Source organism: Kaistella rhinocerotis, from assembly GCF_030243905.1.
Lineage (GTDB): Bacteria > Bacteroidota > Bacteroidia > Flavobacteriales > Weeksellaceae > Kaistella > Kaistella rhinocerotis.
In genome coordinates this window covers 725,952-750,969 of record NZ_JASSYY010000002.1, presented here as the reverse complement: position 1 = coordinate 750,969, position 25,018 = coordinate 725,952, and the positions used below count along the sequence as shown (strand labels likewise).

General features: G+C 45.7%; 24 protein-coding genes. 12 read left to right on the top strand and 12 right to left on the bottom strand.

Annotated features, from left to right (window positions below):
• Window positions 1-801 carry a polysaccharide biosynthesis/export family protein gene (locus QEP06_RS08715; protein WP_285269905.1) on the bottom strand — a complete coding sequence of 267 codons (801 nt, stop codon included), beginning with the start codon at window positions 799-801 and terminating at the stop codon, window positions 1-3.
• A 288-nt stretch (window positions 802-1,089) separates the two neighbouring features.
• Here QEP06_RS08715 and QEP06_RS08710 point away from each other — a divergent pair, with 288 nt between their 5' ends.
• Both QEP06_RS08710 and QEP06_RS08705 read left to right on the top strand, forming a co-directional pair.
• Window positions 1,090-1,455: a hypothetical protein gene (locus QEP06_RS08710; RefSeq protein WP_285269904.1), complete on the top strand. Its 366-nt coding sequence runs from the start codon at window positions 1,090-1,092 to the stop codon at window positions 1,453-1,455.
• A gap of 66 nt (window positions 1,456-1,521) precedes the next feature.
• The gene (locus QEP06_RS08705; RefSeq protein WP_285269903.1) at window positions 1,522-1,713 is read left to right on the top strand and encodes a hypothetical protein; all 192 of its coding nucleotides are present in this window, start codon (window positions 1,522-1,524) and stop codon (window positions 1,711-1,713) included.
• A gap of 74 nt (window positions 1,714-1,787) precedes the next feature.
• Here QEP06_RS08705 and QEP06_RS08700 read toward each other — a convergent pair whose 3' ends face one another.
• The 5 genes from QEP06_RS08700 to glyA form a co-directional block, all read right to left on the bottom strand.
• Window positions 1,788-2,096 carry a GIY-YIG nuclease family protein gene (locus QEP06_RS08700; protein WP_285269902.1) on the bottom strand — a complete coding sequence of 103 codons (309 nt, stop codon included), beginning with the start codon at window positions 2,094-2,096 and terminating at the stop codon, window positions 1,788-1,790.
• 581 nt (window positions 2,097-2,677) lie between these two features.
• Entirely contained in the window at window positions 2,678-2,932 is a 255-nt protein-coding gene (locus QEP06_RS08695; protein WP_285269901.1) for a hypothetical protein, read from the bottom strand.
• A 6-nt stretch (window positions 2,933-2,938) separates the two neighbouring features.
• Window positions 2,939-7,525, bottom strand: coding sequence for a GEVED domain-containing protein (locus QEP06_RS08690; RefSeq protein ID WP_285269900.1), 4,587 nt, complete (start codon window positions 7,523-7,525; stop codon window positions 2,939-2,941).
• Window positions 7,526-8,486: 961 nt separating this feature from the next.
• Complete coding sequence (locus QEP06_RS08685) at window positions 8,487-8,957, bottom strand: regulatory protein RecX (protein ID WP_285269899.1); 471 nt, start codon at window positions 8,955-8,957, stop codon at window positions 8,487-8,489.
• Window positions 8,958-9,302: 345 nt separating this feature from the next.
• Window positions 9,303-10,568 (bottom strand): serine hydroxymethyltransferase, encoded by a 1,266-nt coding sequence (gene glyA, locus QEP06_RS08680; RefSeq protein WP_285269898.1) that lies wholly within the window; start codon window positions 10,566-10,568, stop codon window positions 9,303-9,305.
• A 177-nt stretch (window positions 10,569-10,745) separates the two neighbouring features.
• On the opposite strand from glyA, the gene QEP06_RS08675 reads away from it, so the two are divergent.
• Window positions 10,746-11,240 carry a Smr/MutS family protein gene (locus QEP06_RS08675; protein WP_285269897.1) on the top strand — a complete coding sequence of 165 codons (495 nt, stop codon included), beginning with the start codon at window positions 10,746-10,748 and terminating at the stop codon, window positions 11,238-11,240.
• A gap of 205 nt (window positions 11,241-11,445) precedes the next feature.
• Here QEP06_RS08675 and QEP06_RS08670 read toward each other — a convergent pair whose 3' ends face one another.
• Window positions 11,446-11,763, bottom strand: coding sequence for a DUF6370 family protein (locus tag QEP06_RS08670; RefSeq protein ID WP_285269896.1), 318 nt, complete (start codon window positions 11,761-11,763; stop codon window positions 11,446-11,448).
• 115 nt (window positions 11,764-11,878) lie between these two features.
• Here QEP06_RS08670 and QEP06_RS08665 point away from each other — a divergent pair, with 115 nt between their 5' ends.
• The 3 genes from QEP06_RS08665 (at window position 11,879) to QEP06_RS08655 (ending at window position 13,734) form a co-directional block, all read left to right on the top strand.
• Window positions 11,879-12,598: a DUF3822 family protein gene (locus QEP06_RS08665; RefSeq protein WP_285269895.1), complete on the top strand. Its 720-nt coding sequence runs from the start codon at window positions 11,879-11,881 to the stop codon at window positions 12,596-12,598.
• Between the two features lie 57 nt (window positions 12,599-12,655).
• A complete protein-coding gene (locus tag QEP06_RS08660) occupies window positions 12,656-13,006 on the top strand; it encodes a four helix bundle protein (RefSeq protein ID WP_285269894.1) in 351 nt (116 codons plus the stop codon).
• 122 nt (window positions 13,007-13,128) lie between these two features.
• Window positions 13,129-13,734 (top strand): RsmD family RNA methyltransferase, encoded by a 606-nt coding sequence (locus QEP06_RS08655; protein WP_285269893.1) that lies wholly within the window; start codon window positions 13,129-13,131, stop codon window positions 13,732-13,734.
• A 56-nt stretch (window positions 13,735-13,790) separates the two neighbouring features.
• Here QEP06_RS08655 and murI read toward each other — a convergent pair whose 3' ends face one another.
• The 5 genes from murI to QEP06_RS08630 form a co-directional block, all read right to left on the bottom strand.
• Window positions 13,791-14,621, bottom strand: a complete 831-nt coding sequence (murI, locus tag QEP06_RS08650) for a glutamate racemase (protein WP_285269892.1) — start codon at window positions 14,619-14,621, stop codon at window positions 13,791-13,793.
• A gap of 73 nt (window positions 14,622-14,694) precedes the next feature.
• The gene (gene hemW / locus QEP06_RS08645; RefSeq protein ID WP_285269891.1) at window positions 14,695-15,828 is read right to left on the bottom strand and encodes a radical SAM family heme chaperone HemW; all 1,134 of its coding nucleotides are present in this window, start codon (window positions 15,826-15,828) and stop codon (window positions 14,695-14,697) included.
• Window positions 15,829-15,976: 148 nt separating this feature from the next.
• Window positions 15,977-16,927, bottom strand: coding sequence for a PorP/SprF family type IX secretion system membrane protein (locus tag QEP06_RS08640; RefSeq protein ID WP_285269890.1), 951 nt, complete (start codon window positions 16,925-16,927; stop codon window positions 15,977-15,979).
• Window positions 16,928-16,972: 45 nt separating this feature from the next.
• Window positions 16,973-18,034 carry an RluA family pseudouridine synthase gene (locus QEP06_RS08635; protein WP_285269889.1) on the bottom strand — a complete coding sequence of 354 codons (1,062 nt, stop codon included), beginning with the start codon at window positions 18,032-18,034 and terminating at the stop codon, window positions 16,973-16,975.
• A 57-nt stretch (window positions 18,035-18,091) separates the two neighbouring features.
• A complete protein-coding gene (locus tag QEP06_RS08630) occupies window positions 18,092-19,162 on the bottom strand; it encodes a PASTA domain-containing protein (protein WP_285269888.1) in 1,071 nt (356 codons plus the stop codon).
• Window positions 19,163-19,410: 248 nt separating this feature from the next.
• On the opposite strand from QEP06_RS08630, the gene QEP06_RS08625 reads away from it, so the two are divergent.
• The 6 genes from QEP06_RS08625 to lnt all read left to right on the top strand — a co-directional run bounded on the left by QEP06_RS08625 (window position 19,411) and on the right by lnt (window position 25,005).
• A complete protein-coding gene (locus QEP06_RS08625) occupies window positions 19,411-20,268 on the top strand; it encodes a YicC/YloC family endoribonuclease (protein WP_285269887.1) in 858 nt (285 codons plus the stop codon).
• An 85-nt stretch (window positions 20,269-20,353) separates the two neighbouring features.
• On the top strand, window positions 20,354-20,917 hold the full coding sequence (gene gmk / locus QEP06_RS08620) for a guanylate kinase (RefSeq protein WP_285269886.1): 564 nt from the start codon (window positions 20,354-20,356) through the stop codon (window positions 20,915-20,917).
• Window positions 20,914-21,636: an NAD(P)-binding domain-containing protein gene (locus QEP06_RS08615; RefSeq protein ID WP_285269885.1), complete on the top strand. Its 723-nt coding sequence runs from the start codon at window positions 20,914-20,916 to the stop codon at window positions 21,634-21,636. Before gmk ends, QEP06_RS08615 begins: the two co-directional genes overlap by 4 nt.
• Entirely contained in the window at window positions 21,633-22,652 is a 1,020-nt protein-coding gene (gene nadA, locus QEP06_RS08610; RefSeq protein ID WP_285269884.1) for a quinolinate synthase NadA, read from the top strand. Before QEP06_RS08615 ends, nadA begins: the two co-directional genes overlap by 4 nt.
• Before the next feature lie 265 nt (window positions 22,653-22,917).
• Entirely contained in the window at window positions 22,918-23,280 is a 363-nt protein-coding gene (folB, locus tag QEP06_RS08605; protein WP_285269883.1) for a dihydroneopterin aldolase, read from the top strand.
• A 93-nt stretch (window positions 23,281-23,373) separates the two neighbouring features.
• Window positions 23,374-25,005, top strand: a complete 1,632-nt coding sequence (lnt, locus tag QEP06_RS08600) for an apolipoprotein N-acyltransferase (protein WP_285269882.1) — start codon at window positions 23,374-23,376, stop codon at window positions 25,003-25,005.
• Window positions 25,006-25,018 lie beyond the last annotated feature (13 nt).

Below are 25,018 nucleotides of genomic sequence, written 5' to 3'. Positions count from 1 at the left end.
TTATTTAAGTAGGGTAATCAATATTCCGGCAAGTCCCAATACCACACCGCCGATCTGGAAAGCCAGGTTACGGTTCGGATCTACATTGGCCGACTTTCTTTTAATGATATCGGGCTCCACGTACAGCACATCGTTCTGCTGCATGTAGTAATAAGGTGACGCGGTGATATTCCGGTCTGTGAAATCGATAATATGCGTCTGGTCGATACCGTTCTCGTTGCGCACAAGTTTTACGCGGGTCCTGTCGCCATAGTCGGTCATATCCCCCGCCATACCCAGTGCCTGCAGCAGGGTGATTTTATCCGAGGTACTGGTGTACCGGCCCGGTGCCTTCACCTCACCCAGGACGGTGATGTTAAAATTGAGCTGACGGATCGAGACCAGCGGATCCGACAGGTATTCGAGCAGTTTGCTTTCAAGGTCAGCGCGCAGCTGAGCCATCGTCATGCCTTTCACGAAAATCTTCCCAAGTACCGGAAAAATGATATAACCTTCATTATCGACAAGATAGCCTTGAGGCGATGTCTGCGCCGCCTGCCCCGCCTGAACTTCGCCCGGGTTGGTGAGCTGGTTCATTGAGTGGAGGTTAAACGGCCTTACGGCAAATTCATCATAGGCGGTCACTTTGATATCGAGAAAATCGCCGGGCTGCAGGTGAGTACCTTCGTAAACAGCCTGTTTTACCTCTGCTTCCGCCGCCGACCGGTCGGATTCCATATACACCATGTTCTCTTTGGGTTTACAGGCTGCAGTGGCCAGGAGCAGAAAGAGGACGTATATAATAAGAAAGAGTCTGTTCATCGGGAGTAGAAATAAATTTTTGCAAAGGTAATCATTTTAGACCGTTTCTCATTTGTTTTCGCGGATTGGACGGATTTTCAGGCGATGTTTAAACTGCTCAGGGTAACGGCATGCGCGGCCCTGACCGTATTCATACGCAGCATAAAAAAGGGAAAGAATGCCGTGTTTAATAATTGAACACGCTGAAATCCATTGATCGGCAAATCCAGGCCGCACCCAAACTCTCCGCCACTCAAGCAAAATATCCTTCCTGGTCGGGCTGACAACCGAATTTTTGTTAGTTCACATATGCTTCCTAATATAACGGAGTTTTGTCATTGGCTACGCCGAACCTTCGGTTTCAGAACACAGACTGAAGGTCTGCGAACGAAGTTTAGGAGAGGAGTGAAGAATCTCAGCGAAGCGGTTCGACGAAGTCAATCTCTAATTGAAAGTTTCACGTTTTCAGTGAATCACCCCAGAGATCCCTCCTTCGTCGGGATGACAGCCGCTGTCCAGTCAACGCACTCTGTCACCGTCGATCTTCGATTCCATAACGGAGCTCTGTCACCGCGAATCTTCGATTCAGGACGGGATTTTGTCATTGGCTGCGCCGAACCTTCGGTTTCAGAACACAGACTGAAGGTCTGCGAACGAAGTTCAGGAGCGCAGTGAAGAATCTCAGCGCAATGAAGAAACCTAACGAAGTGGTTCGACGGAGTCAATCTCTTTTTAGTCGGGATGACAACCGCTGTCGGATCGACGGGATTTTGTCATTGGCTGCGCCGAACCTTCGGTTTCAGAACACAGACTGAAGGTCTGCGAGCGAAGTTCAGCAGCGCAGTGAAGAATCTCAGCGCAGTGAAGAAACCTAACGAAGTGGTTCGACGAAGTCAAACCCAGCGAAGCGGTTCGAAGGAGTCAATCTCATAAAACCTGCACATCGGTCAGTAGAGATTCATCCTTCGTCGGGATGACAACCGAACTTTTGTTAAAAATGCCCTGTGTCACATACGATCATTCAGAAATTCCCAGGTAGGATTAAAACTGTGAATCAACATCTCTTTCTTCTCCCGTGAGTATCCTTTAATTTGCTTTTCTCTGCTGATAGCCAGCTCAGCCTCCTGGAATTGCTCATAATAAACAAGATAAAAACATTTATACCGAAATGTAAAATGAATTCTAACCAAAGAATCAGGATGGCAGTGCCAATAAAGCCTTTTTGCTAAGTCACCTGTAAAACCTGTATATAAAACTGTTTTGGCTTTGTTGGTAAGTATATATACGTAGTAGTTGTGTGTTCCAAGCGTTTTCATAGTACTAATTTAATATTATTCACAAAATGCTGAGAAAAAGATCCCTCCTTCGTCGGGAGGACAAAAGTATTAGTGATTCTTTTTTCCTTGATGAAAAAAGAACCAAAAAAATCAAGACTGGATCTTTTTGCTAAAAAAGTGAAATTTCTCTAAGAAAATTTTCAAACTTGCGCGGATACATGCACCTTTCTTCGAATCAAATGATTGCCGCGCTTCGGACACTGAAAATTTTAATGCAATAAAACTAACAAGATGCTTTCTGGAGAAATTTCATTTTTTCTTAACGCAAAAATCTCCTGGGTCGTTTAATCCGCGCCTTTGTCATTGGCCTCGCCGAACCTGCGGTTTCAGAAGGGAGCATCGTTTTGTCATTGGCTCCGCCGAACCTTCGGTTTCAGAACACAGACTGAAGGTCTGCGAACGTAGTTCAGAAGAGGAGTGAAGAACCCAGCGAATCCGTTCGACGCATTCAATCTCAGCGAAGTGAAAAAACAGGCGACGCCGCTCGACGGTCGCGACATCAACTGTACTAAATAAAAAAACTCCGCTGACGCGGAGTTTCAATAGTACAGTTTTACAACTTATTCTGCCTTGACCTGAGGCCGGCGTGCATACCACACAGCCATGCCAAGCGCAGCGACTACCAGTAAAGGTAAGTAATCATCGATAGGCGCGGGCGCTGGATCATCTCCACCCAGTCCTCCGTCACCGGGACTGTTGGCTACCTCGACACCTTTCTTGTAATTCCCCTCAGTGTCGTAGAATCTGGCATCAGACTGCGCATAGGTATTCGCCGACACCATTAAAAAACATAGTATAATCAGTAAGTTCTTCATCACCTTTTATTTAAGCATTAGTTTAGTTGTTTTAACGGTTCCGTTCGCAAGCTGCGCTTTTACGAGCACCACACCTTTGTACGCCACATTCAGCACGATTTCTTTCTGTGCTGCCGGTGCTTTTGCGATCATTCGGCCGCTCATATCATAGACATGGAGTGACGTGATGTTCTCTGATGACTTTGCATGAACCTCTGAATCTGCACTGTAAATGCTGATGTCAGACTTGACAGCGCTGTCAGTTGCCAATGCACCACCCGGCTTGAATTGCAGTGTGAAACGGTTAGCCAGGGTTCCGGCATCTGCACTGAACGCATACGGCTGCTCCGAAATCAAAGTCGTTGTTCCGGTAAGCTGGTCTTTCAGCCAGATCTGCTGGCCGCTGGCAAATACTCCTTCGGACTTCAAAATGCCGATGCTGTAGTTTCCGGCTGCGCTGAGATCAGCCTTTAAGGCAAATGTATCATTTGAAGAGAAAGTCCCGTGTGCATCGATAACGAGTTTGGTACCGTTCACTTCTGAATAGAGCGCATCTGCATTGGTGCCGAACAAAGCCGCATCAAATCCGGCATCATATCCTGCGGTTGCCGCAGCATTGAAGCCGATCAGCATCTGAGGTTTTGAGCCGGAAGGCGCGGTAAGCTCCAGCCAGAATTTATCGGCGGTGGCTGCCTTGCTGAAGACACCGTCTTCCATGGTCTGACGCATCGCGTTAGTAAATACAAATGGTGCTATGGCCGCTCCGCGTTTTATAAAGAAGCCCTGACCCACCGGAATATAACCGTTGATTGAACCTGCCGGCACTGAACCGGTATTCGGCGCGTACGTATTGTAATTCCCTCCACCGTATGCATTATCAATCATTTCGGCTCCACTGTTCCAGATATAGAAGGTTTCCTGAGTCCCGGGATTGTGGGTTAGGAAATCACTGATTGAAATGGCAGAAGGATACGGGTTGCCCAGCAGCACATAGTCGCCCGTGATAATACCGTTGTGATGTACGCTGATCGCACCCGTATTTGGCGTTGTACCTTCAAACTGTCCGTGGAAAACCTGAGGTGTCGTCGTGAAATCGTTCGGCGTACGGATCTGATAACCTGCGCCGGCCTCGAATGTGGTCGTCGGCGATATACTTACGAACGTGTTATTGTTGTACGTAAAGAAACGGTTATCCACGGTTCCGGTAGCCGACTGATTGCTTCCGTCTGGATTCTTGCCGTAAGAGAAATCTTTCAGCGTCTGGGTTGAAACTGCCATTGGGCTGCTCCAGTTGATATACGCAAGGCGCTTCACCGGTTTGGTGTCTTTTCTCACTTTGAATGAAGACCCTGCACCCGCCGTGAATGTACCGGTCTGCACAAAGTTGGCTCCGTCCGCCACCAGGATATTTCCGTTGTTGGTGACGTTGCCTGCCGAAACAAAATCAGTAACGGTAAGCGTTTTACCTGCATTTACGGTTAACGATTGCGCGGTGATTGCAGGACCTTCATAATCGCCGTCGATAATCGCAGGTGTTGTAGCATCCGGACCGGTGGTGTTGGACCATGCGGTGCCGCTCCAGGTTGGAATACCTAAGGTCGTCACCTCGATGCTATTGCTTGCTGCTGATGTTACTGAACCGTTTACGGCTTTTACGTTGTAGGTGTAATTTGTGTTTGGATTAAGACCTGTAACATTGAAGGTTAAAACATTCCCAACATTTTGGGTAGATACTAAGGCTTGCGCAATTGTGTTGGCTGTGTGAGAACCTAAGCCAGTCACTGTATCAATATTAAATAAATCCCATTCAGTTGTAAGTGTAGTAAATGCGGTAGGATTAACTGTAACGCCGCTCGCCACTGTTGCTTTTCTTCGTAAAGTTTTATCCAGGGTTGTATATCCTCCTGCACCAGTCCACGCAGTACCTGGATCTTTACCAATTACACCAAAAATATCCACATAGGCTGAACTGGAAACCTTGTACAAAGCTACTGCATCATTGCCGTTAAAATTCATTGCAGCATTGTTAGTTGCTGTTACTCCTACGGGAAGACTTAAATTTGCAGCACTGTTCTTGAATACGGCAGTTGTACCATTAGACAATGTTCCACTCAATTGAATATCTTGGCCGGCGTCAGAAGCGCCATTTGCAAACGATCTTAATCTATAGTTAGAAAGATCAATACTTGCTCCGGTACCATTATAGATTTCAATATATTTATTATTGGATGAACCTTCCACATACTCAGAAATAATAAGGTCTGTCATTGGCGCACCGGTTTCTTCATATACTTCCAGTACATACGATTCCGCACCATTCACTGCGTTCCAGTTGGCCGTAAATCCAACTGGCGTCACATTGGTGGCGGCTGTAGCCACAGGCGCGTTCAGAAAGGTGGTGAAGGTTTTTTCAGCTCCGTAAACGTATTGGCCACTAGCGTCTTTCACATAGGATTTATAGTAGTACTGTGTGGCAGGCATCAGGGTGGTGAGCGCCAGATTGTAGGCTGCGACAGTTACCGTACCCACTGCGTTAAAGGTGCCGCCGTTCAGTTCTGGTGATAATGCGGTTCCGTATACAAAACCTTTTTCTGTTAAAACGGACGCCAAACAGCTTCCCAAAGAGGTCACGTCGCCGTTCAGTGTGGCACCGGTATCACCTACGGCTGATGCAGCCTGAGTGGTCACCACAGGGTTTGCAGTTTCATTTCCCGTCCCCGTAAGGGCGAGCGTAGGGCTGTTGCTGCCGGTACTGGATACGGTGATGGTCGCATTTTGCGCGCCCGCAGCATTAGGGGTAAAGGTTACATCAATCGTAGCCGTGTCGCCTGCTGCAATTGAGGTCGATGATAAATTAGAAACCACAAACTGTGGATCACTGGAAGTGACCTCCACATTGGAGGCTGCTCCCCCACCGTTGTTGGTGATGGTATAAGTTACGGTATTTGCTGCTGTTCCCGGACAGGAACTGCCTAGATTCAGGGGAGTTCCCGACAGAACTAGGTTAGGTGTATTTGCTGTGACGGAACCGGATACGGGTACATTCACTGTGGTGGCACCGGTGCTTGCAAGGGAAATACTGCCGGAATAAGAAGTACTTGCGGGCAATCCTTCAACCAGTCTTGTGTAGATTTTTCCGCCTGCAGCAGGCAGAGCTGCAGTTGTACCGAAGCCTGTACCTGAAGTAGATGAAACTTCCCAGTTCGTGGGTGCAATCGCTGTAATAGTTGTGGTCAAGTTCACGCCGGTTACTGTGAAACTCTGTTCCGCAGAAGGACCAGCTCCTTCCACGTAGGTGAATACAGTTAATGAACCTGCATCGGCAGTGACCGTAGGTTTTTGTGCCACAATGTTTACAATGTAATCTTCGGTCTCACCGTACGTTTTTGTAGTACATGCGTCACCAGTGGTCAGTGCTGAATCATCGCCACCACGAATTCTCATTCGGGTATTTCCTAATATTGCACCTGATGGTACAGCAATATTAAATATATAGGTTCCGTTCGCACCAGCATTAGGGGAAACTGCCCCCTCTGAAGCTTCAAAGATATTATTCTGATTAAAATCTATCCAAACCGCCCCATACTGCTTGGTATCACTTCCAAATGTAACAGAAACACTTGCTGTCTGAGACTGAGTAATATCGGGAATAGTTACGGTATTGTAAAAAGTATAATAAGGTGCTGATGTAGCTCCGGATGCAGAATTATTTAATGTTCCTAGTGTTACATTAGTGATTTTATCATTCGTTCCGCCACTTGAGTATGTAGGCGTACAGTATGTAACAGTAATAATAACTGGTTCGGATTCAACCGTAGTTGTACCACATGTCACTGCTGCTCTGTAATAGGTAGGAGTGGTAATATTTGTAGCGCTGTACGTTGCATTCGTCGCGCCGCTGATATCAGTCCAGTTGCTTCCATTCGATGAACTTTGCCATTGGTAAGAAAGCCCTGAACCTGTGGAAGCACCTGTTAATGAAAGATTGGTAGAACCACCGGAAGCAACTTCTGTGGAACTTGCGGTCGTTGTTCCTGCGGTGAGTGTGCCTGGGTCGCAAGGTAAACTTGCTTCCTTTTTATATAATTTTAATTTTGTTTGCGCACTCGTATATGCAGCAAAGCGAGGGGTTCCGGGGTTCCATTGAAACATTCTCCCGGGTGTAGCCACGTTTGCCAAGGTCCATAGGCTGGTAGCAACAGTTGCGGACCACTCTTCTTTATTGGTAGGTGCTGAATTATAAAATCCTGCATGATTACCTGTTCCGGTTCCGGTATTTCCCCATGAAACATATCCCACGGAAGCATTATAGATGGTAATAGTCTTACTTGTTGTACCTGTCACAGTAATCGTAAAAATATTATCATTCGTAAAGCCTGAGGTTATGCTGGCTCCCGGATTCGAAATTGCTGAATAATTAATAATTGGTCCTGAACTGGTGGTATTAATCATCAAACCATCGTTTGTACCATCTCCAACAATTAGGTATTCTCCAGTTGTTAGTCCCGCCAGATCTGTTACTTGCGTGAAGGTTTGCCCCCACCCCCACACGGAGCAGAGCACCATAAACAGCGCTAAGGCCTGTTTAAAAATAAAAAGTCTCTTTTTGTTCATAATCTTTGTTTGGTTTTTAATATTTCAAGGTTTTATACAGTACAAATACACAGTCCGGAGCTGCAGAAACGCAGCCCGAAAGGGATATTTAAATTGTAAAATTGATCAGCACGACAGGTGCTTAAGAGGATGAGCCGCAGACGGGCAGACAGTCAATCAGGGAAATAGAGAATAGATTTTTCACCATTTAATAAATATTTGTTCCAAAAGTACTGTTTGTTTGTGAGGTTCGCAACAGATTACGCATTAACTTAATGTTACCAAAATAGGAAGTAAGCATATTCCACATGCAGTGCGCCTTTTCGCGGCTATGATTTTCATCATCCGGAATTGAAAACAGACTTGCGCAAATTTAACGGAGTCTCTACACCTGGTTTGCATAACTGTTTTTTCAGTTTGCGCCCATAAATAGAAGGCAGATTACTGCATCAAGACAGCATCTGATGAATTAAAGTCAAAGTAACGGATTAAAACCTGGCAGACAAACAGGCGGTATTGGAAGCACACTGCTATGGTGTATAATGCCCATGGTTTAATATTTTTGGTATAGCCCGGATCCGGTATTGACAGAAATCCGTCTAGTATTTCTACGACTGGTCACACTGTGCATTGCTTCAGGCAACCAGCCATCTCTTACCTAAATCCAATATAAGTCCAATATAAGTGCAAAATCCCTCCAATAATTTAATGGAGATTCAATGCAGAAATAATGCTGTATTGTTGGATTTGTATGGAACGGGAACATTCCAAAGAGAGGATTTGGAGGATCTTCAGCCCGTTTCCTTCACAGTTAATCTGGAAGCGCTGAAATAGGTTAACAAAGATACTGAAAACCAGTGATTAAGTCATTTTTAAATAAGAAAATTTAACTCCTTGTAGGCTCCGCTGCTTTCGCGCATAATTTCTCACCTAAACCCCTCATCCCTAAACCATAAACTCAACAGGCACCATTCGACGCCACTTATTCGTCTTCTCCAACGGAAATTTTATTAATTTCTTCATACTCAAACCCGCGCCCCAACAGGTACTTCACGGTCTTTGATTTTTTCTGGTATTCTTTCCCCGATTGTCGCGAATAATAGTTCTCATAGATCTTACGCAGCGTCTTATCATAATCAGAGTCATCGATCTCGTCAAAACATTGGTTGATCAGCTTTTCAGGCACGCCTTTGAACTTAAGGTGCTGCCGGATCTTGTTCCGGCCCCAACTTTTAATATAAAATTTTCCCCGGATGTAGCTGCGCGTGAATCTTTCCTCATTGAGATAATTCTCCCTCATCAGGTACAGCAAAATCTCGTCTTTCGCCTCCGGAATCAGCAGGAAATCGCGCATCTTCTGCTCCACTTCCTGGTGACAGCGGTCCTGATAACTGCAGTACGCTGCCATCTTCTGTTTGATTTCGGGGAAAGTATAGGATTTTTTCTGTTCCATAAAGGACTTTATGTTTTATAGTTCTTTTGCCTTGATGCAAAAGAATGAAAAAATCAAGACCTGGAAACTCTAGGCTAAAAATCCGTATTAAATCCTAAAATTCCCAAAACTCGGGCGGGAACTAAATGGTTTTTTGTGTATTCACCCTATTGCCGCCACTCAAACAGTGGTAATTTTTTAACGCAACTTATCTATAATTTTTTAACGCAAAAATCTCCGAAGTCAGGTTTCGACTATAGATTTGGTGTCCCACATGTCTCCGCTCTTGGCTCTTGGCTCTTGGCTCTTGACTCTTGACTCTTGGCTCTTGATTCTTGGCTCTTGGCTCTTGACTCTTGGCTCTACTTAAAACCCAAACAGCGGCCGTGAATCCATCAGCTCATTCACCTGCTTACGAACATTCGCAACCACCGATTCGTCTTTGATGTTCGTAACCACATCGTTGATCAGCCCCGCAATGGTTTCCATATCGTTTTCTTTCAGGCCACGCGTGGTGATGGCAGCCGTACCCAAACGGATTCCCGACGTGGTGAAGGCGGATTTATCATCAAACGGCACCATGTTTTTGTTACACGTAATGTCGGCTTTTACGAGTGCTTTTTCGGTTTCTTTGCCGTTTACATTTTTATTTCTAAGGTCAACCAGCATAAGATGATTGTCGGTACCGCCGCTCACAATGTCGAAACCATGGCCCATCATGGCTTTTGCAAGTGCCCGCGCGTTCGCGATGACCTGTTTAGCGTAGGTTTCAAATTTTGGATCGATGGCTTCGGCGAATGCAACCGCTTTCGCAGCGATTACGTGTTCGAGCGGTCCGCCCTGAATTCCCGGGAAAACGGCGCTGTCGAGCACCGCGCTCATCATCTTGGTCTCACCTTTTGGTGTTTTGTGTCCGTAGGTATTTTCAAAATCTTTACCCATCATGATCAGTCCTCCACGCGGTCCGCGTAAAGTTTTGTGCGTGGTGGTGGTCACGATATGGCAATGCTCGAATGGCGAACTTAAAAGTCCTTTTGCAATCAGTCCGGCCGGGTGCGCAATATCGGCCCAAAGCGTAGCGCCCACCTCATCGGCCACTTCACGGAACTTTTTAAAATCAATATCTCTGGAATAAGCCGAATAACCCGCGATCAGCATCTTTGGCTTCACTTCAAGCGCTTTCTGGCGCATCGCTTCATAATCGATCAGACCACTTTCACGGTCCACGCCGTAAAAATGCGCTTCATACTGGATTCCTGAGAAATTCACGGCTGAACCATGCGTCAGGTGTCCGCCCATAGAAAGGTCCAGACCCAGGATCTTATCACCTGGTTTCAGCACCGACAGATAAACCGCGGCATTGGCCTGTGACCCTGAATGCGGCTGAACATTCGCATACGACGCACCAAACAGTTCTTTCGCACGGTCAATGGCGAGTGTTTCCACTTCGTCCACCACTTCGCAACCTCCATAATAGCGGCGGCCCGGATATCCTTCCGCGTATTTGTTGGTGAGCACGCTGCCCATGGCTTTCATCACATTGTCTGACACGAAATTTTCTGAAGCGATCAATTCGAGTCCGTGGGTTTGTCTTTGTCTTTCCTGCTCTATCAGGCCGAATATTGGATCCATACTTGTCTTTTTTTAATCTTTTATAGTTAATTTCAAATTTACGGAATTTATTCCGGTGGCAGGCAATCGCAAAGAGTGGAACGGTAAACTCCTGAACCGCTACATTTGATTTAAAGCGGCAATTCTGAAGCGCCTGAAACCTTTAAAAATATTTAAATTTGCCCAAAAGCATTTAAAATGAAACCGGGTGACAGAATTTCACTGATTGATGATGATATAAAAGGAACAGTCACGGGCGTGAAAGGGGAAACGGTTACGTTTCGTGATGCGCACGGTTTTATCCATGAATATCCTAAAAACAAACTGGTGATCCGGAACCCGTCGCTCTACGAAGGAAAGCCGGTCATTAAAAAAGCCGAACCGACGCTTAAAAGATCAAAGAAACATCAGCAAACGCATAAAATGCTGGATCTCCATTTCGAAAACTTAGTTTCAAACCCTGCCGAGCACAACGCGTTTGAGCGGCTGCTCATTCAAAAGGAAAAACTGGAAGAGGCGATGGCTTACTGCCGGCGCAACCGGTTAAAGAAACTCGAGATCATCCACGGTATCGGTGACGGTGTGTTGCAGAATATGGTATTCGAATACCTGCGCGGCCAGACTGGCATCGATTTCGAAGACCACGACTTTTTCTATCACCAGACCGGCAGTGTGATGGTGAGGTTTAGGTGAGGCTTTGAAATTTGAGAATTTGAAAATTTGAGAATTTGAGAATTTGAGAATTTGAGAATTTGAGAATTAGAGAATTAGAGTATGTGGGCATTTGATAATTTGGTAATGTGGCAATATTGAAATACGGATTGCCGGAATATTCACTGGCTACAACGTAAGAAAGCCGCATCGCGGCGGCATAGTATATCCCATTAAAGGCAAAAATCTATTTTCCTTCCGGCAACAGTTTAAATGACGTCGCCACAAATTTCTTCCCTTTCACTTTCCCGCTCACTTCGGCTTTCCGGACCGCATTGCAAAAACCCATCCCGCCATGCGCATCGCCGTGATCATCGATGCCACTGCCTTCCACCCAGTACGTCTTCCCGTCAATGCGAACTGCCAGATCGCAACCTTTTTTATCTTTCATGTGGAACTGGCACTGCCCGCACGAAGCTTCCACTACCTGCACTTTCTGTTGGGTCTGTTGCGCCTGGAGACCGATGCCCAGCAGAATCATCATTAAATAAATTAACTTTTTCATGTGTCCTGAATTTGTTCAAAATTACAACTTCTGAAATCCCTTACGTGTGATTCCCGTCATACGTCGCCAAAAGAGGCTGTTATTTTTTTATTAAATTTGCGCAGACCTCAATATTATGCAAAAACTTTCGCTGCTATTCATCAAAGACGGTTTGCAGTACCAGATTCTGAAAAACAAAACCGTTCTGGAGGAACATGGTTTTTACGCTGAGGATGCCGCCGGGCAGAATTCAGTTCAGGAAACACTCAAAACACTCTTAGAAACTAAAAAGTTCAGTCAGATCTCGGTGATTTCTGCACTTAACCATTTTACGCTGATGCCGGGTGGATTTGCCGAACATGAACTGGGCTATGACCTGATTGCCTTTAATGCGCCGGTCAACCGTGATGAGGAAGAACTGATGCTTTCGGTGAATAAAAAGTTTGGCGTGCAGTTCTATTATACGATGCCTAAAGCGATTTATTCAATGATAAAAGGGCTTAACATCCCGGCCACTTTCAATTTTTCAGGCGAAAAGTTTCTGAACAGCCTCCAGGCGCGCAACCAGAAAGAGATTCACATCAATCTCTACCATAACCAGTGTGAATTTGTAGCACTTGACCATAAAAAAGTCATCCTGTACAACAACCTTGATGTCAATTCGGAAGTTGATTTTCTTTATTTCATCATGTTCACTTTAAGTAAAATTGAATTTGGAATCGCTGAAACCTCGTTTTTTGTTTACGGCGAAACCACCGAAAATGAAACTTTTATATCAGAACTCCGAAAATTCGTAAAGAAAATAAAGATCGTTTTTGATAATGTGCCCAAGAAGAATTTTGTGATGGCGGGATGATGGATGTTGGATGTTGGATGACGGATGAACCGGGATATTGAACTAAAATAAATACCGATGAGTTTTAAATTTGAAAAACTGATAATCTGGCAGAATTCAATGACCTTTGGCGAAACTATTTTTAATGTCTCCGCTAATTTCCCGGCTGAAGAAAAATTGAATCTCACTTCGCAGATACGACGCGCAGCAGATTCCATTGCACTCAATATCGCGGAAGGAAGCATTCTGCAGAGCAATCCCGAATTTAAAAGATTTCTTAGTTATTCAATTAGGTCAATCGCAGAAGTGGTTACTTGCCTGTATAAAGCTAAAAACAGAAAGTACATACCGGAAGAAACTTTTAGCGAAATATACAGCGAATCATACAGACTCATCAACCACGTGATCGCTTTTAAAAATAAATTATAATATTATAAATCAGTAGCAGCATCACATCTGTCACCCTACACCCACACCTAACACCCCTCACCTCACACCCCACACTCAACTCCCAACACCCAACACCCCTCACCCTACACCCCACACAAAACATGTACAGAATCATATCTGGACGATGGAAGTCCAAAAGAATATCAGCCCCGAAGAACTTCAATGTGCGTCCTACAACAGATTTCGCGAAGGAAGCGCTCTTCAGCATCATTGAAAACCGTTTTAATATCGATATGACCGCGAGTTCCGTACTCGATCTTTTCGCAGGCATCGGTTCCGTTTCGCTTGAATTTGCCTCGCGTGGCTGCCAGGACGTCACCTCAGTGGAACTGAATGCCAAACATGCGGCCTTCATCAGCACTACCGCCGCAGATCTTGAAATGGCTTTGCAGGTAAACGTGCAGCGTGGCGACGTTTTCGATTATCTGAAAAAAAACCGTGGCAGAAAATCTTATGACATTGTAATGGCGGATCCGCCCTTCGATACCGATGCAAAAAAATATGCGGAACTTATCGATTGGGTGCTGAATAACGCCTACGTAAAACCGGGCGGAATCTTCATCCTCGAACACCAGAGCCGCCAGAAATTTGAACATCCCAACCTGCTCGATACACGCAAATACGGTAATGTGAGCTTCTCGTTCTATTCCGCCAACATGGAAGCAACTGAGGAAACTGCGGGGGAAAACTTAACCATCAACCCTTAATAATTCACCATCAACCATCAACCGTCAACCATCAACCATCAACCACTAACAATTAACTAAAGTGTCTTCAGTTGCAACTGGATGCTGTTGCCGAAGAATTTCTTGGAGATTTTCTCAAAGGTTTTCGTCAGGTCAGAAAGGTAGAATTCGTACGTAGGCTCCGGATTTTTAGAATTGAGCAATCCGTGCTGATCAAGGATCATTTTAAGCTGATTGGTCACGATACCGGGCGAATCGATTACACGCACGCGGTTGCCATAGTACTGACGGATCTCGTCAATGAGCAGCGGATAATGGGTACAGCCCAAAATTAGCGTTTCAATATTCTTTAATTTACTGTTGCTTAAATAATTATAAACTATCGAGTGCGTGATTGGATGATTTTTAAAACCTTCTTCAATCGCCGGCACGAGCAGTGGCGTGGCAAGTTCGTCCACTTTGATAAAACGGTTGTGCTTGCGGATTGATTTCCGGTAAAGACCCGAACTTACCGTAGCTTTCGTCGCGATAACGCCTACATTATTGTGAATTTCGTAGGCCACTTTTTCGGCTACAGGATTGATGACGTCGATCACCGGAACGTGGTCGGCCACTTCATCGAGCACTTCTTTCAGCGCATTTGCCGTCGCAGAATTACAAGCGATCACAATCGCTTTGCAGTTTTTTTCGAGCAGGAACCGCGCAATTTTGGTGGAATATCCCACGATGGCCTCGCGCGATTTTTCGCCGTACGGCAAATGCTTGGTATCACCGAAATAGATAAGATTTTCGTGGGGCAAAAGTTTCTTGATCTCGCGTGCAACGGTAAGTCCGCCCACGCCCGAATCAAAAATACCGATCGGCTGCGTGGCCGAAAGATGGCTGAAATCCTGTTTTTTCTTTTTCAACTGCCTGAAGTTTGTGCAAAAATACGGAATTTGTAAACGCGCGGGCCATTCGCGGGTCTCTGCATACGGAGTTTTAGTCTCCGCCGAGGTAAAAAAGATCTGCCGCAATGCCGTCTGCCAGGAACCAGTGCACTTCCGGGATCTTCAGGAATCCATTTTCAATGACAAGCGTTCCGCGCTGAAGTTTCCCTGAAGTTTCTTTGTCTAAATGGTTTTGGATCTCAGCACTAAAACTTTGATTTAAAACCGAAAGATCAACGCCTTTCGCCGTCCGCAAACCGATCATGAGCATCTCATTGAAACGGTCTTTTTCGGACAGAAATTCGGTTTCTTTTGCTAAAATATTTTGGTTTAATGCATTTATATACTTCTGATTATTGGCCACATTCCAGCTTCTTTCGCTGCGTCCGTCGTAGGAATGCGCCGAGGGCCCGAGGCCAAGATACTCGCGGTATTGCCAATACGCCGTGTTGTGCCGTGACTCAAAGCGCGGTTTGGCAAAGTTTGAAATCTCATAATGCTGAAAACCGTGCAACTTCAGAAAATCTGACATGTAGTAGAAATCCTCGGTCTGTTCGCTTTCTTTTGGCGGCTGAATTTTGTTCTGCGCGATCCATTGGTTGAGCGCAGTTTTCGGTTCCACGGTCAATGCGTAAGCTGAAATATGCGGCACATCAAGCGCCACGGCTTTATTCAAACTTTCTTTCCATAGCGAAAAATCGGAAGTGGGTGAACCGTAAATCAGGTCAATACTTAAATTTTCGAAGCCGGAATCTTGTGCACGCTTGATTGAGCTTTCAGCTTCCGCAGCAGAATGCGCACGGTTCATCAAGACCAGATCGTCATCGAAAAAACTTTGGGTTCCGATGGAAAGCCGGTTGATTTCGCTTGCTCGCAGCTCTTTAAGAAAAGCCGAATTAAGATCATCGGGATTTGCTTCAAGTGTAATTTCGATATCTGGCGCAAAGGTGAAATATTTTAAAACCTCATCGATAAGCATTTTAAGCTCGTCAACTTCCAGAACAGACGGCGTTCCGCCACCGAAATAAAGCGATTTCAGTTCTTTGTTCTGAAGTTCATGACTGCGCAGACCAATCTCCTTCTTTATAGCCGCCAACATTTCGCCTTTGTATTTCAACGAAGTGGAAAAATGGAAGTTGCAGTAGCTGCATTTCTGCTTGCAGAACGGAATGTGGATATACAGCATGACTTAGAAAGTGCTGATTTTTGATTGTGAATTCTTTAGGTTGGATTGGCTCTTGGCTCTTGGCTCCTGGTTCTTGGCTGTTGACTCTTGGCTCCTGGTTCTCGGCTCTTGACTCCTGGCTCTTGTCTCTTTACTCTTCTCCCCCTTATCAATACCTGAAACCGCGCTGATTGATGAAGTTTTCGAGATTGTATCCTACACTCAGCATAAAACTGCTCCCCGCGTACTGCTGTACATCAGACAGGCCGAAATTATAACTGGCTCCAAATGTAAAATTATTCACTTTCGCGCGGATAATCGGTGAAATACCCAGATTTTGGCTGCCGAATTTGTTCTTGGCCGTGCGGAAACTTGCTCCGCCGGAAAACGTGGTGTCTTCATCGCCAACCGTCGCCATCAGGTTAAAATCCATGATCCGCGCTGAATTGGTATTCAGGTTCATCATCACAGACGGACTTAAGGCAAAGCCTTCGGCCAGGTAATAATCGTAGCCAAGTGTGAAGATATATTTTGTGGGTTCAGGCTCTATACCGTTTACAATGGGGATATCATTTGTGATCGCAATGTCGTTTACGGATACGCTTCCAAAAAGATTCCGGTAAGTTGCAGCCATACCCAGGTTAGCGTATGCCAGGAAAATACTGCTGTTATCGGCAGAAAGTGTCGGGTCGCCCGGATCCTGAGGATTCAGCATCGCGAGGTCAATGTTCATGTTGTACAAACTTACAGAAGTACCGAACGAAAACTGGCTCTTGCGCTCGCCGTCATCGTCAATCGGGATAAAATAGGAAGCACCGCCGGTGATTCCGTTTGATGAAACCGGACCGTTCTGGTCGCGGAAAAAAGTTAAGCCCGCACCCACCCTGTCAAAAACATTGGCATGAAGCCCGATAGACTGCACGTTCGGTGACTGGTCAAAGCTTGCAAACTGTTTCTGATAGTTTAGATTAAGAACAACATCGTCAGTTTTCCCGTACTGCGCAGGGTTGAAAAGAAAGTCTCCGTCCATCAGATACTGCTGATAGAACGGCAGTGTCTCCTGACTTTTGAAGAAATTGATACAGATAAATATAAAAAATAAGGCTCCAAATTTCCTCATAGTGTGGGTCAAATCAAAATTTTTGCAAATATACCAACTTTTTACTCAATTGTTTTCAAGATAGTTACGCCATTTTTCCACCGCCGCGGACATATCCTCTGGCATTGGGCTCTCGAAGTACATTTCCTCCTTTGTCGTGGGATGTATAAACCCCAGTGTATGCGCATGCAGTGCATGCCTCGGCAATACTTCGAAAACATTTTTGATGAACTGCCGGTATTTCGGAAGGTTCACGCCTTTCAAAATCTGTTCACCCTCGTATCTTTCATCATTGAAAAGGGTATGCCCAATATGTTTAAAATGCGCACGTATCTGGTGAGTCCGGCCGGTTTCGAGCTTACATTCTACCCAGGTCATGTATTTAAAACGTTCAATGACTTTATAATGCGTCACCGCATGCTTTCCGGCACTGCCGTCCTCATAAACAGACATCTGCAGGCGGTTTTTGGGGTGACGCCCGATATTTCCGGTGATCGTACCTTCATCATCTGCCATATTCCCCCACACAAATGCCCAGTATAAGCGGCGCGTTTTGCGGTCGAAGAACTGTTTCGCGAGGAAACTTAATGCATATTCTGTCTTTGCAATCACCAGCAGCCCGGAAGTATCTTTATCAATGCGGTGTACCAAACCTACCCTGTCGAGATCGGATTTAGCACCGTTTTTCTCAAAATGATAAGCCAAAGCGTTCACCAATGTGCCGTCCCAGTTTCCGTGTCCGGGGTGCACCACCATGCCCGGATCTTTATCTACAACCACCAGGTCATCATCTTCGTAAACGATATTTATCGGAATATCTTGTGGAATGATGACATTTTCACGTGGCGGACGGCTAAGCAAAACCGAAATTTGGTCGCCGGGTTTTACGCGATAATTCTGCTTCACGGCTTTACCGTTCACCACTACATTTCCGGCCCGGCAAGTCTGCGAGATCTTGTTGCGCGTAGAATTTTGCCTGAAAATATGCAGAAACTTGTCGATGCGAAGCGGCTGCTGGTTGCCGTCAACCGTGATATTCAGATGCTCAAAGAGTTCCGCAGCTTCCGTGTCAGCAGAATCTGCATTCAGCAGGTCTTCATCTAAAAAATCTTCGTCTGGATCGGTCATTGGATAAAAAAAGCTTCAGGCAGGCTGAAGCTCAGGTATTTTGTTTTTAAATAAAACTTATTCTACAACAACTTTTCGCGCCTTGGGTTTTTCCTCGGTTTTCGCAGGCGTTGTGGTTGTCTGTGTTTTAGGTTTTGGGTCTGCGGTAGTTTTGGATGCAGCTGGTTTTGATGCATCCGTTTTAGTTGCAGGTTTTGGCGTTTCGGTTTTCGGAGCCTCAGTTCTTGGAGTTTCCGTTTTTGGTGCCTCCTGTCGCGGTTCTGCGCGCGGAGCAGGCTCTGTGTAAACCGGCCCATCATCATAATTCGGCATTGGCGGAACCTCCTCCAGCCTGATGCGGTAAATGGAATTGAGCTGTGAGATTTTCGCGCCCATTTCAGCCGGTGTTTTCTTACTCGACCAAATATCAATCTGCATACCCTGGTCTCGTACATCAAAGGCCGCGGGATCCTGATAATACACGATATCAGACTCGTCCTGTTTGCCGTCTTCACTTTCTACAAGCCCAACCTCAAATAAATTCTGTGCAATAACAGCTTTAGCTTCCTGTACCGTGAGACCGACCAGGTTTGGCACCGTGATGTTCCGTTTCGGGCCGGCACCGATCACCACTCCGATTGTGGAAAAACGCGGCAGCAAAGTCCCCGGCTTCAGCGCAGTTCCGTTGTAAGTCATCCGTAAGATCGCATCGCGCTGAATGCTCGGTTCGTAGATGGTGTCGCCGACTTTGAGCCCAACCTGTTCTAGCTGGCGGAAGGCAAGACCTTTGTAACGGTCTAAGATATCGGGAACTGAAACCTGTGCCCAGGTCCGTGGGTTTACTTTCAAGATAATGGTACGGCCGTCCTTTACGCGTGAGCCCGGTGCAGGATAAATCTGCAGCACCTGAAAAGGCCGGAATTTAGGATCAAATTTAAAACTGTCTACTTCATAATCAAGTCCGGAATCATCGAGGATGCGGATTGCATCATGCACCGACTTGTTCATCACATTCGGAACAGGAATTTCCTTACCGTGATTGGTATGCAACTCTAACCAGCGGAAAGTCAGCCAGACCAGACCGGTGAAAACTGCGGCGGCCAACAGAATATTCAGAAGTACTTTCCAGTGGAAAAGCGATTTAAGCATATTTTTAAATCTTTAAAATATAGACTTGCAAATATATAAAATAATCTTTTCGGAGCGCGTAAACTTGAGCGTAAGCCTTAATATATTCCGGATAATCTGTGATCTCCGACTTTAATTCGGATCAGTTTAAAATCTGCACCTTTTATACTTAAATTTAAATATTAAAGGACCTAAAAAGCGGCAGGCAATCGCCTGAAATATTAAAAATAGCTCCTGAAATCCCTATCTTTGCAGCATAAAATATACGCATGATTCTATCCATGACCGGTTTCGGCAGAAGTGAAGGTGTTTTTGAAGGTAAAAAGATTACCATTGACCTTAAATCTCTCAACAGCAAATCACTCGATCTCAACATTAAAATGCCTGTTCGGTATAAGGAAAAAGAATTTGAAATCCGAAAGATACTGAACGACGGTATCCTGCGCGGTAAAGTAGATTGCTACATCAATCTCGAAAACCTGCAGGAAGGCGGCGAAGTGAGCATTAACCACAATCTGATCAGTGCCTATATCACCGAACTGAAAAAAGTAGCAGCGGACGGACCCGACTTTGAATACCTGAAAATGGCCGTGAGAATGCCCGACGCGGTGGCCGCAAAACAGGACGACCTCAGCGAAGCGGAGTGGAATTTCCTCGCCGGTCTTGTAAAGGAAGCTTTGCAGAAATTCGAGGCTTTCAGAAAAACCGAAGGCGACATTCTGCATGAAGAACTTAAACGCAACATCCACAATATCGAAACCTATCTTTCAATGGTGGTGCCTTATGAAGGTGTGCGCCTCGAAGCAGTGAAAGAACGGTGCCAAAACACGCTCAAGGAGTTTGCGCAGATCGATGAGACACGATTCTATCAGGAAATGGCCTACTATACTGAGAAGCTTGATATTTCTGAAGAGAAGGTCCGGCTTGCGCAGCACCTGAAATATTACACCGACGTGATGAAAAATGAAGATTACAACGGCAAGAAACTCGGTTTTATCTCGCAGGAGATGGGTCGGGAAATCAATACATTAGGTTCCAAAGCCAACCACGCTGAGATACAGAAACTCGTCGTGATGATGAAAGACGACCTCGAAAAGATCAAAGAACAGACACTGAACGTTTTGTAAGAAGCAAGAGCCAAGAGTCAAGAGCCAGGAAAAAGTTTAAAGTAGTTCCAACACCCGTTCATCACCCACTATCCATCATCCCGCAATGAATAAAGTCATCATATTTTCAGCTCCTTCCGGCAGCGGAAAAACCACACTTGTAAAATATTGCCTTGAAACCTTTCCACAACTGGCTTTCTCGGTTTCGTGCACTACCCGCGTGCCGCGTGGAAGCGAAACCGATGGTATAGACTACCATTTCCTAACGCCCGAACAATTCCGCACGAAGATTGCTGAAGAGGCGTTTGTGGAATTTGAGGAAGTCTATACCGACAAGTATTACGGCACACTGAAATCTGAAGTTGCAGATATCTGGAACCGCGGCAGCGTTGTAATTTTCGATGTCGATGTAAAGGGCGGAATTTCCCTGAAGAAATATTTCGGCGAAAAAGCACTTTCGATTTTCATCATGCCGCCGTCTGTCGCTGAATTGGAGCGGAGGCTCACTTCGCGCGCTACAGATGATGCCGAAACCATTCGGACGCGCGTGGCAAAGGCAGAAGAGGAACTTGAATTTCAGGCTGAATTTGACAAAACCGTCATCAACGATGACCTGGATGCCGCCAAAACCGAAATAAAAACACTGATCGAAAACTTCTTAGCGTCATGAAAGCGGCGGTAGTTGGCTGCGGCTGGCTGGGTGAGCGGCTTGCAGCATACCTCGTAAAACAGGGACTGCAGGTGATCGCAACCACCACTTCGCCTGAAAAGCTTAAACCGATTTCAGCAAGCGGTGCAGAAGCACACCTCCTTGAATTCGGGAAAACGACAGATTTTACTTTTTTAAATGATTGTGATGCGGCAATATTCAGCATGCCGGCTGCGAAAGACAACTGGCACGCAGCTTTCCGACAGCTTGATCTCAATTTTCCTAAAACCATTTTCTTCAGCTCTTCCGGAATTTATCCGCAGACAATCGGTACATTCACAGAAGATAATACCGACGGTCTGCGTGCCGATCTCGCACTTTCGGAAGAAACCGTGCGGGTGAAATTTCCGCAAACCAACATTCTCCGTCTGGCCGGACTGATGGGCGATGAACGGAATCTTTCGAACTTTTTCAAAAACCGCGCACCCAGTGATCCGGACAAAGCCGTGAACCACATCCACTACGAAGATATCGTGCATGCTGTCCATTTGGTTTTACTGTCAGATGTGCAGGCGGAAACTTTTAACATAGTAGCTCCAAAGCATCCTACGATTGCCCAAATTCTGAACATTCCCAGCGGTAATACCGGAAAGAGCGCCCGAATAATCTCCGCAGAAAAGTTCATTCAGAATTTTAATTATAAATTTATCCATCCAAACCCACAATATTTCAGCAGATGAGCACAGAGACATTAGATAAAGCAAAATCAAACCTTCCGGTAAGAGGATTCTTAAAAATAGACGACCTCATCATTCCCCAGGGCGAAGAACTGGTGCAGGCCATCCTCGACCTCAAAAAAGAAAAAAACGCGGTCATCCTCGCACACTACTATCAGCCACCCGCTATTCAGGACATCGCAGACTTTCTCGGTGATTCGCTGCAGCTCGCGAGACAGGCCAAAGATACGGATGCTGACATGATCGCCTTCTGTGGTGTGCACTTCATGGCCGAAGCCGCTAAAATTCTCAACCCTACAAAAAAGGTAGTTTTGCCTGATACGCAGGCCGGATGTTCCCTGGCCGACGGCTGCAGCGGCGAAGGTTTGCGTGCCATGCGAGCTAAACATCCAAACGCCATCATCGCCACGTACATCAACTGTAACGCGGAAACCAAAGCAGAATCGGATATAATCGTGACGAGTTCCAACGCAGAAACCATCATAGAATCTTTACCGAAAGACAGACCCATCATATTCGCTCCAGATAAAAACCTCGGCCGTTATCTGGCGAAGAAGACCGGTCGCGACATGATCTTCTGGGATGGCAGCTGCATCGTACACGAAGCGTTTTCTATGGAAAGGATCGCGCAGCAAATGGCGTCAGTTCCGGAGGCTAAACTCATCGCGCATCCTGAAAGCGAGTCTGCGGTCCTCGATCTCGCACACTTCGTAGGTTCTACGTCGGCTTTGCTCAATTATGTCGAAAAAGACGAGGCAACCGTTTTCATCGTGGCTACAGAAGAAGGAATTTTGCACGAGATGCGCAAGCGCGCACCTCACAAGCAACTCATTCCGGCGCTTGTGTTTGATGAGAGCTGCAACTGTTCTGAATGTTTCTACATGAAGCGAAATACCATGGAAAAGCTCTATCTCTGCATGAAATATGAACTTCCGGAAATCACGATGGATGAAGACCTTCGTCTGCGCGCGCTGAAACCCATCGAGGCGATGCTCGATATGAGCAAAATGATCAAATAGCAAGCTTTCGCGCAAAGATAATACTCTACGGATGTGCGTACCTTTATCATTTAAACTTAAGGGAAGACAGCTTACATAAAAAGACACGGACGTTTTTTGAAGAACGTCCGTATGTTTTTACCAAAAGACCCGCATGTTTTAGGTAAAAGATACTTATGTTTTATTACGGGCATGCAATGCTTTATTTAAATGATTAGATACTGTTCCTTTTCCAAACCATTAAGATCCTGAAATAAAGCTTTAATTTAAACTAAATTCATTAAAGATGACCTCAAAAATTCTCCTGGAAGACATAAAGATCTATGCTTACCACGGCGTGCTGCCCGAAGAGAAAATACTCGGAACTTACTATCTGGTAAACGCCGAAATCTCTGCAGATCTTTGGAAAGCCACGCAAACCGATAACCTCAGTGATACGGTGAATTACGCTGAAATCAACACCCTCATCCACGAGGAGATGAAGATTCCCTCAGAACTCATGGAACATGTGGCAGGCAGAATCATGGAAAGGATCGCTAAAACATTCGCGTCTGTGAGCCACATTAAATGTAAAATCACCAAGACCAATCCGCCCATGCCGGGCGAAATGCACGGCGTAAGCTTGGAGTTCGAAAAACGCTTTGAATAGTATTGTCTCCTGAGCACTTACATTTTTTTATTTGCTTAAATTTGTAAGGACCGTCCTGGCGACCTTCCACACGGCTCAATTTTAAAAAATTCAATGAAATATATCATACTTTCACTGCTTTCGGCGGTTTTACTCAGCGTCTCGTGGCCTACGTACGGCGTTCCGTTCTTTCTTTTTTTCGCACTGGTCCCGCTACTCATGATGGAGCACGACATCACCAAATTCTCGAAATTAAAAAACAAAAGTTGGTCGGTTTTTGGTCTCGCCTACCTGTGTTTCATCATCTGGAACATCGTCACTACAGGCTGGCTATTTGGCTCAAAGAACCCGGACGGCACACATTCTGTCGCGGCGGTGGTTTTGCCAGTGGTGTTTAATTCGCTGTTTTACGCGCTTGTATTCCAACTTTATCACTGGTACAAGAAGGCGCAGGGAACCTATTTCGGGCTCGTGTTCTTCGTAGCGATCTGGATGTGCTGGGAAAAATTCCATTTAAGTTGGGAACTTACCTGGCCGTGGCTAAACCTTGGAAACGCGTTTGCAGATTACCCGAAACTCATCCAATGGTATGACACCCTGGGCGCCACCGGCGGAAGTTTCTGGATTCTGCTCGTAAACGTCTATATCTTTTATACGGTAAGAATTTGGGAAGCCGCACGAAAACGCAGGTCTTTGATCATCAATTCTGCAGTAATCTTAGCCGGAATCGCGTTACCAATGCTGATTTCAGTGGTTAAATATGAAAATTTTGACTTAAAACCGACCGGTTCTGTCAGTGTGTTAATGCTGCAGCCCGAGCTTGATCCATACACCGAAAAATATTCAAAAGACAGCCTTACTATACTCAATGACCTGCTGACGCTTGCAGAACAAAATTCGACCGGCCAGATTGATTATTACATCGGACCTGAAACCTCGCTGCCGGGGTTCGGCTCTATTTCCGAAACAGGCTTTGAACACAGTACGCTTCTGAATTCAGTGAAAGAGTTTTTAGGCAAACATCCCAAATCAGTATTCGCGACCGGAATCTCATCTCACCGCTTTTACCGCGACGAAAATGAAAAGTCTTCCACGGCTTATCAAACTTCCTCAGGGTCGTTTGTTGACAGCTACAATTCTGCCGTGCAGATCATACCGAACCACAACGTGGAAGTTTATCACAAAGGCAAGTTGGTTCCCGGCGTTGAAATCTTCCCTTACATCAACGTGCTGAAACCGGTCTTAGGCGATGCAATGATAGACCTCGGCGGTACGGTAGCGTCCCTCGGGGTGGATGATGAACGCAAAGTTTTTACGAATCCGTACAACGCGGGCAAACTCGCACCGATCATTTGCTATGAGAGTATCTACGGGGAATTCGTTACTGAGTACGTTAATAAAGGAGCGAACTTTCTCGCCATCATGACGAACGACTCGTGGTGGGGCGTTACACAGGGCCACAAACAGCTGCTGGCATATGCCAAACTTCGGGCGATAGAGACGAGACGGGAGATCGCGCGTTCAGCAAACAGTGGAATCTCCGCGCACATTGATGCGCGAGGGAACATCATGGCAGATACACTTTACGGCGACAAAACCACTCTTTATGCGAAAGTGAATCTGTATGACCATACCACGTTTTACACCCGCGCCGGCGACCTGATTTCGAGGATGATGGTATTTGTGCTCGGCTTTTTGGTATTTTACACTTTGATCAAGAAGTTCCAGAACCACCAGAAAAAGTAGCCGTTAAGTTTAA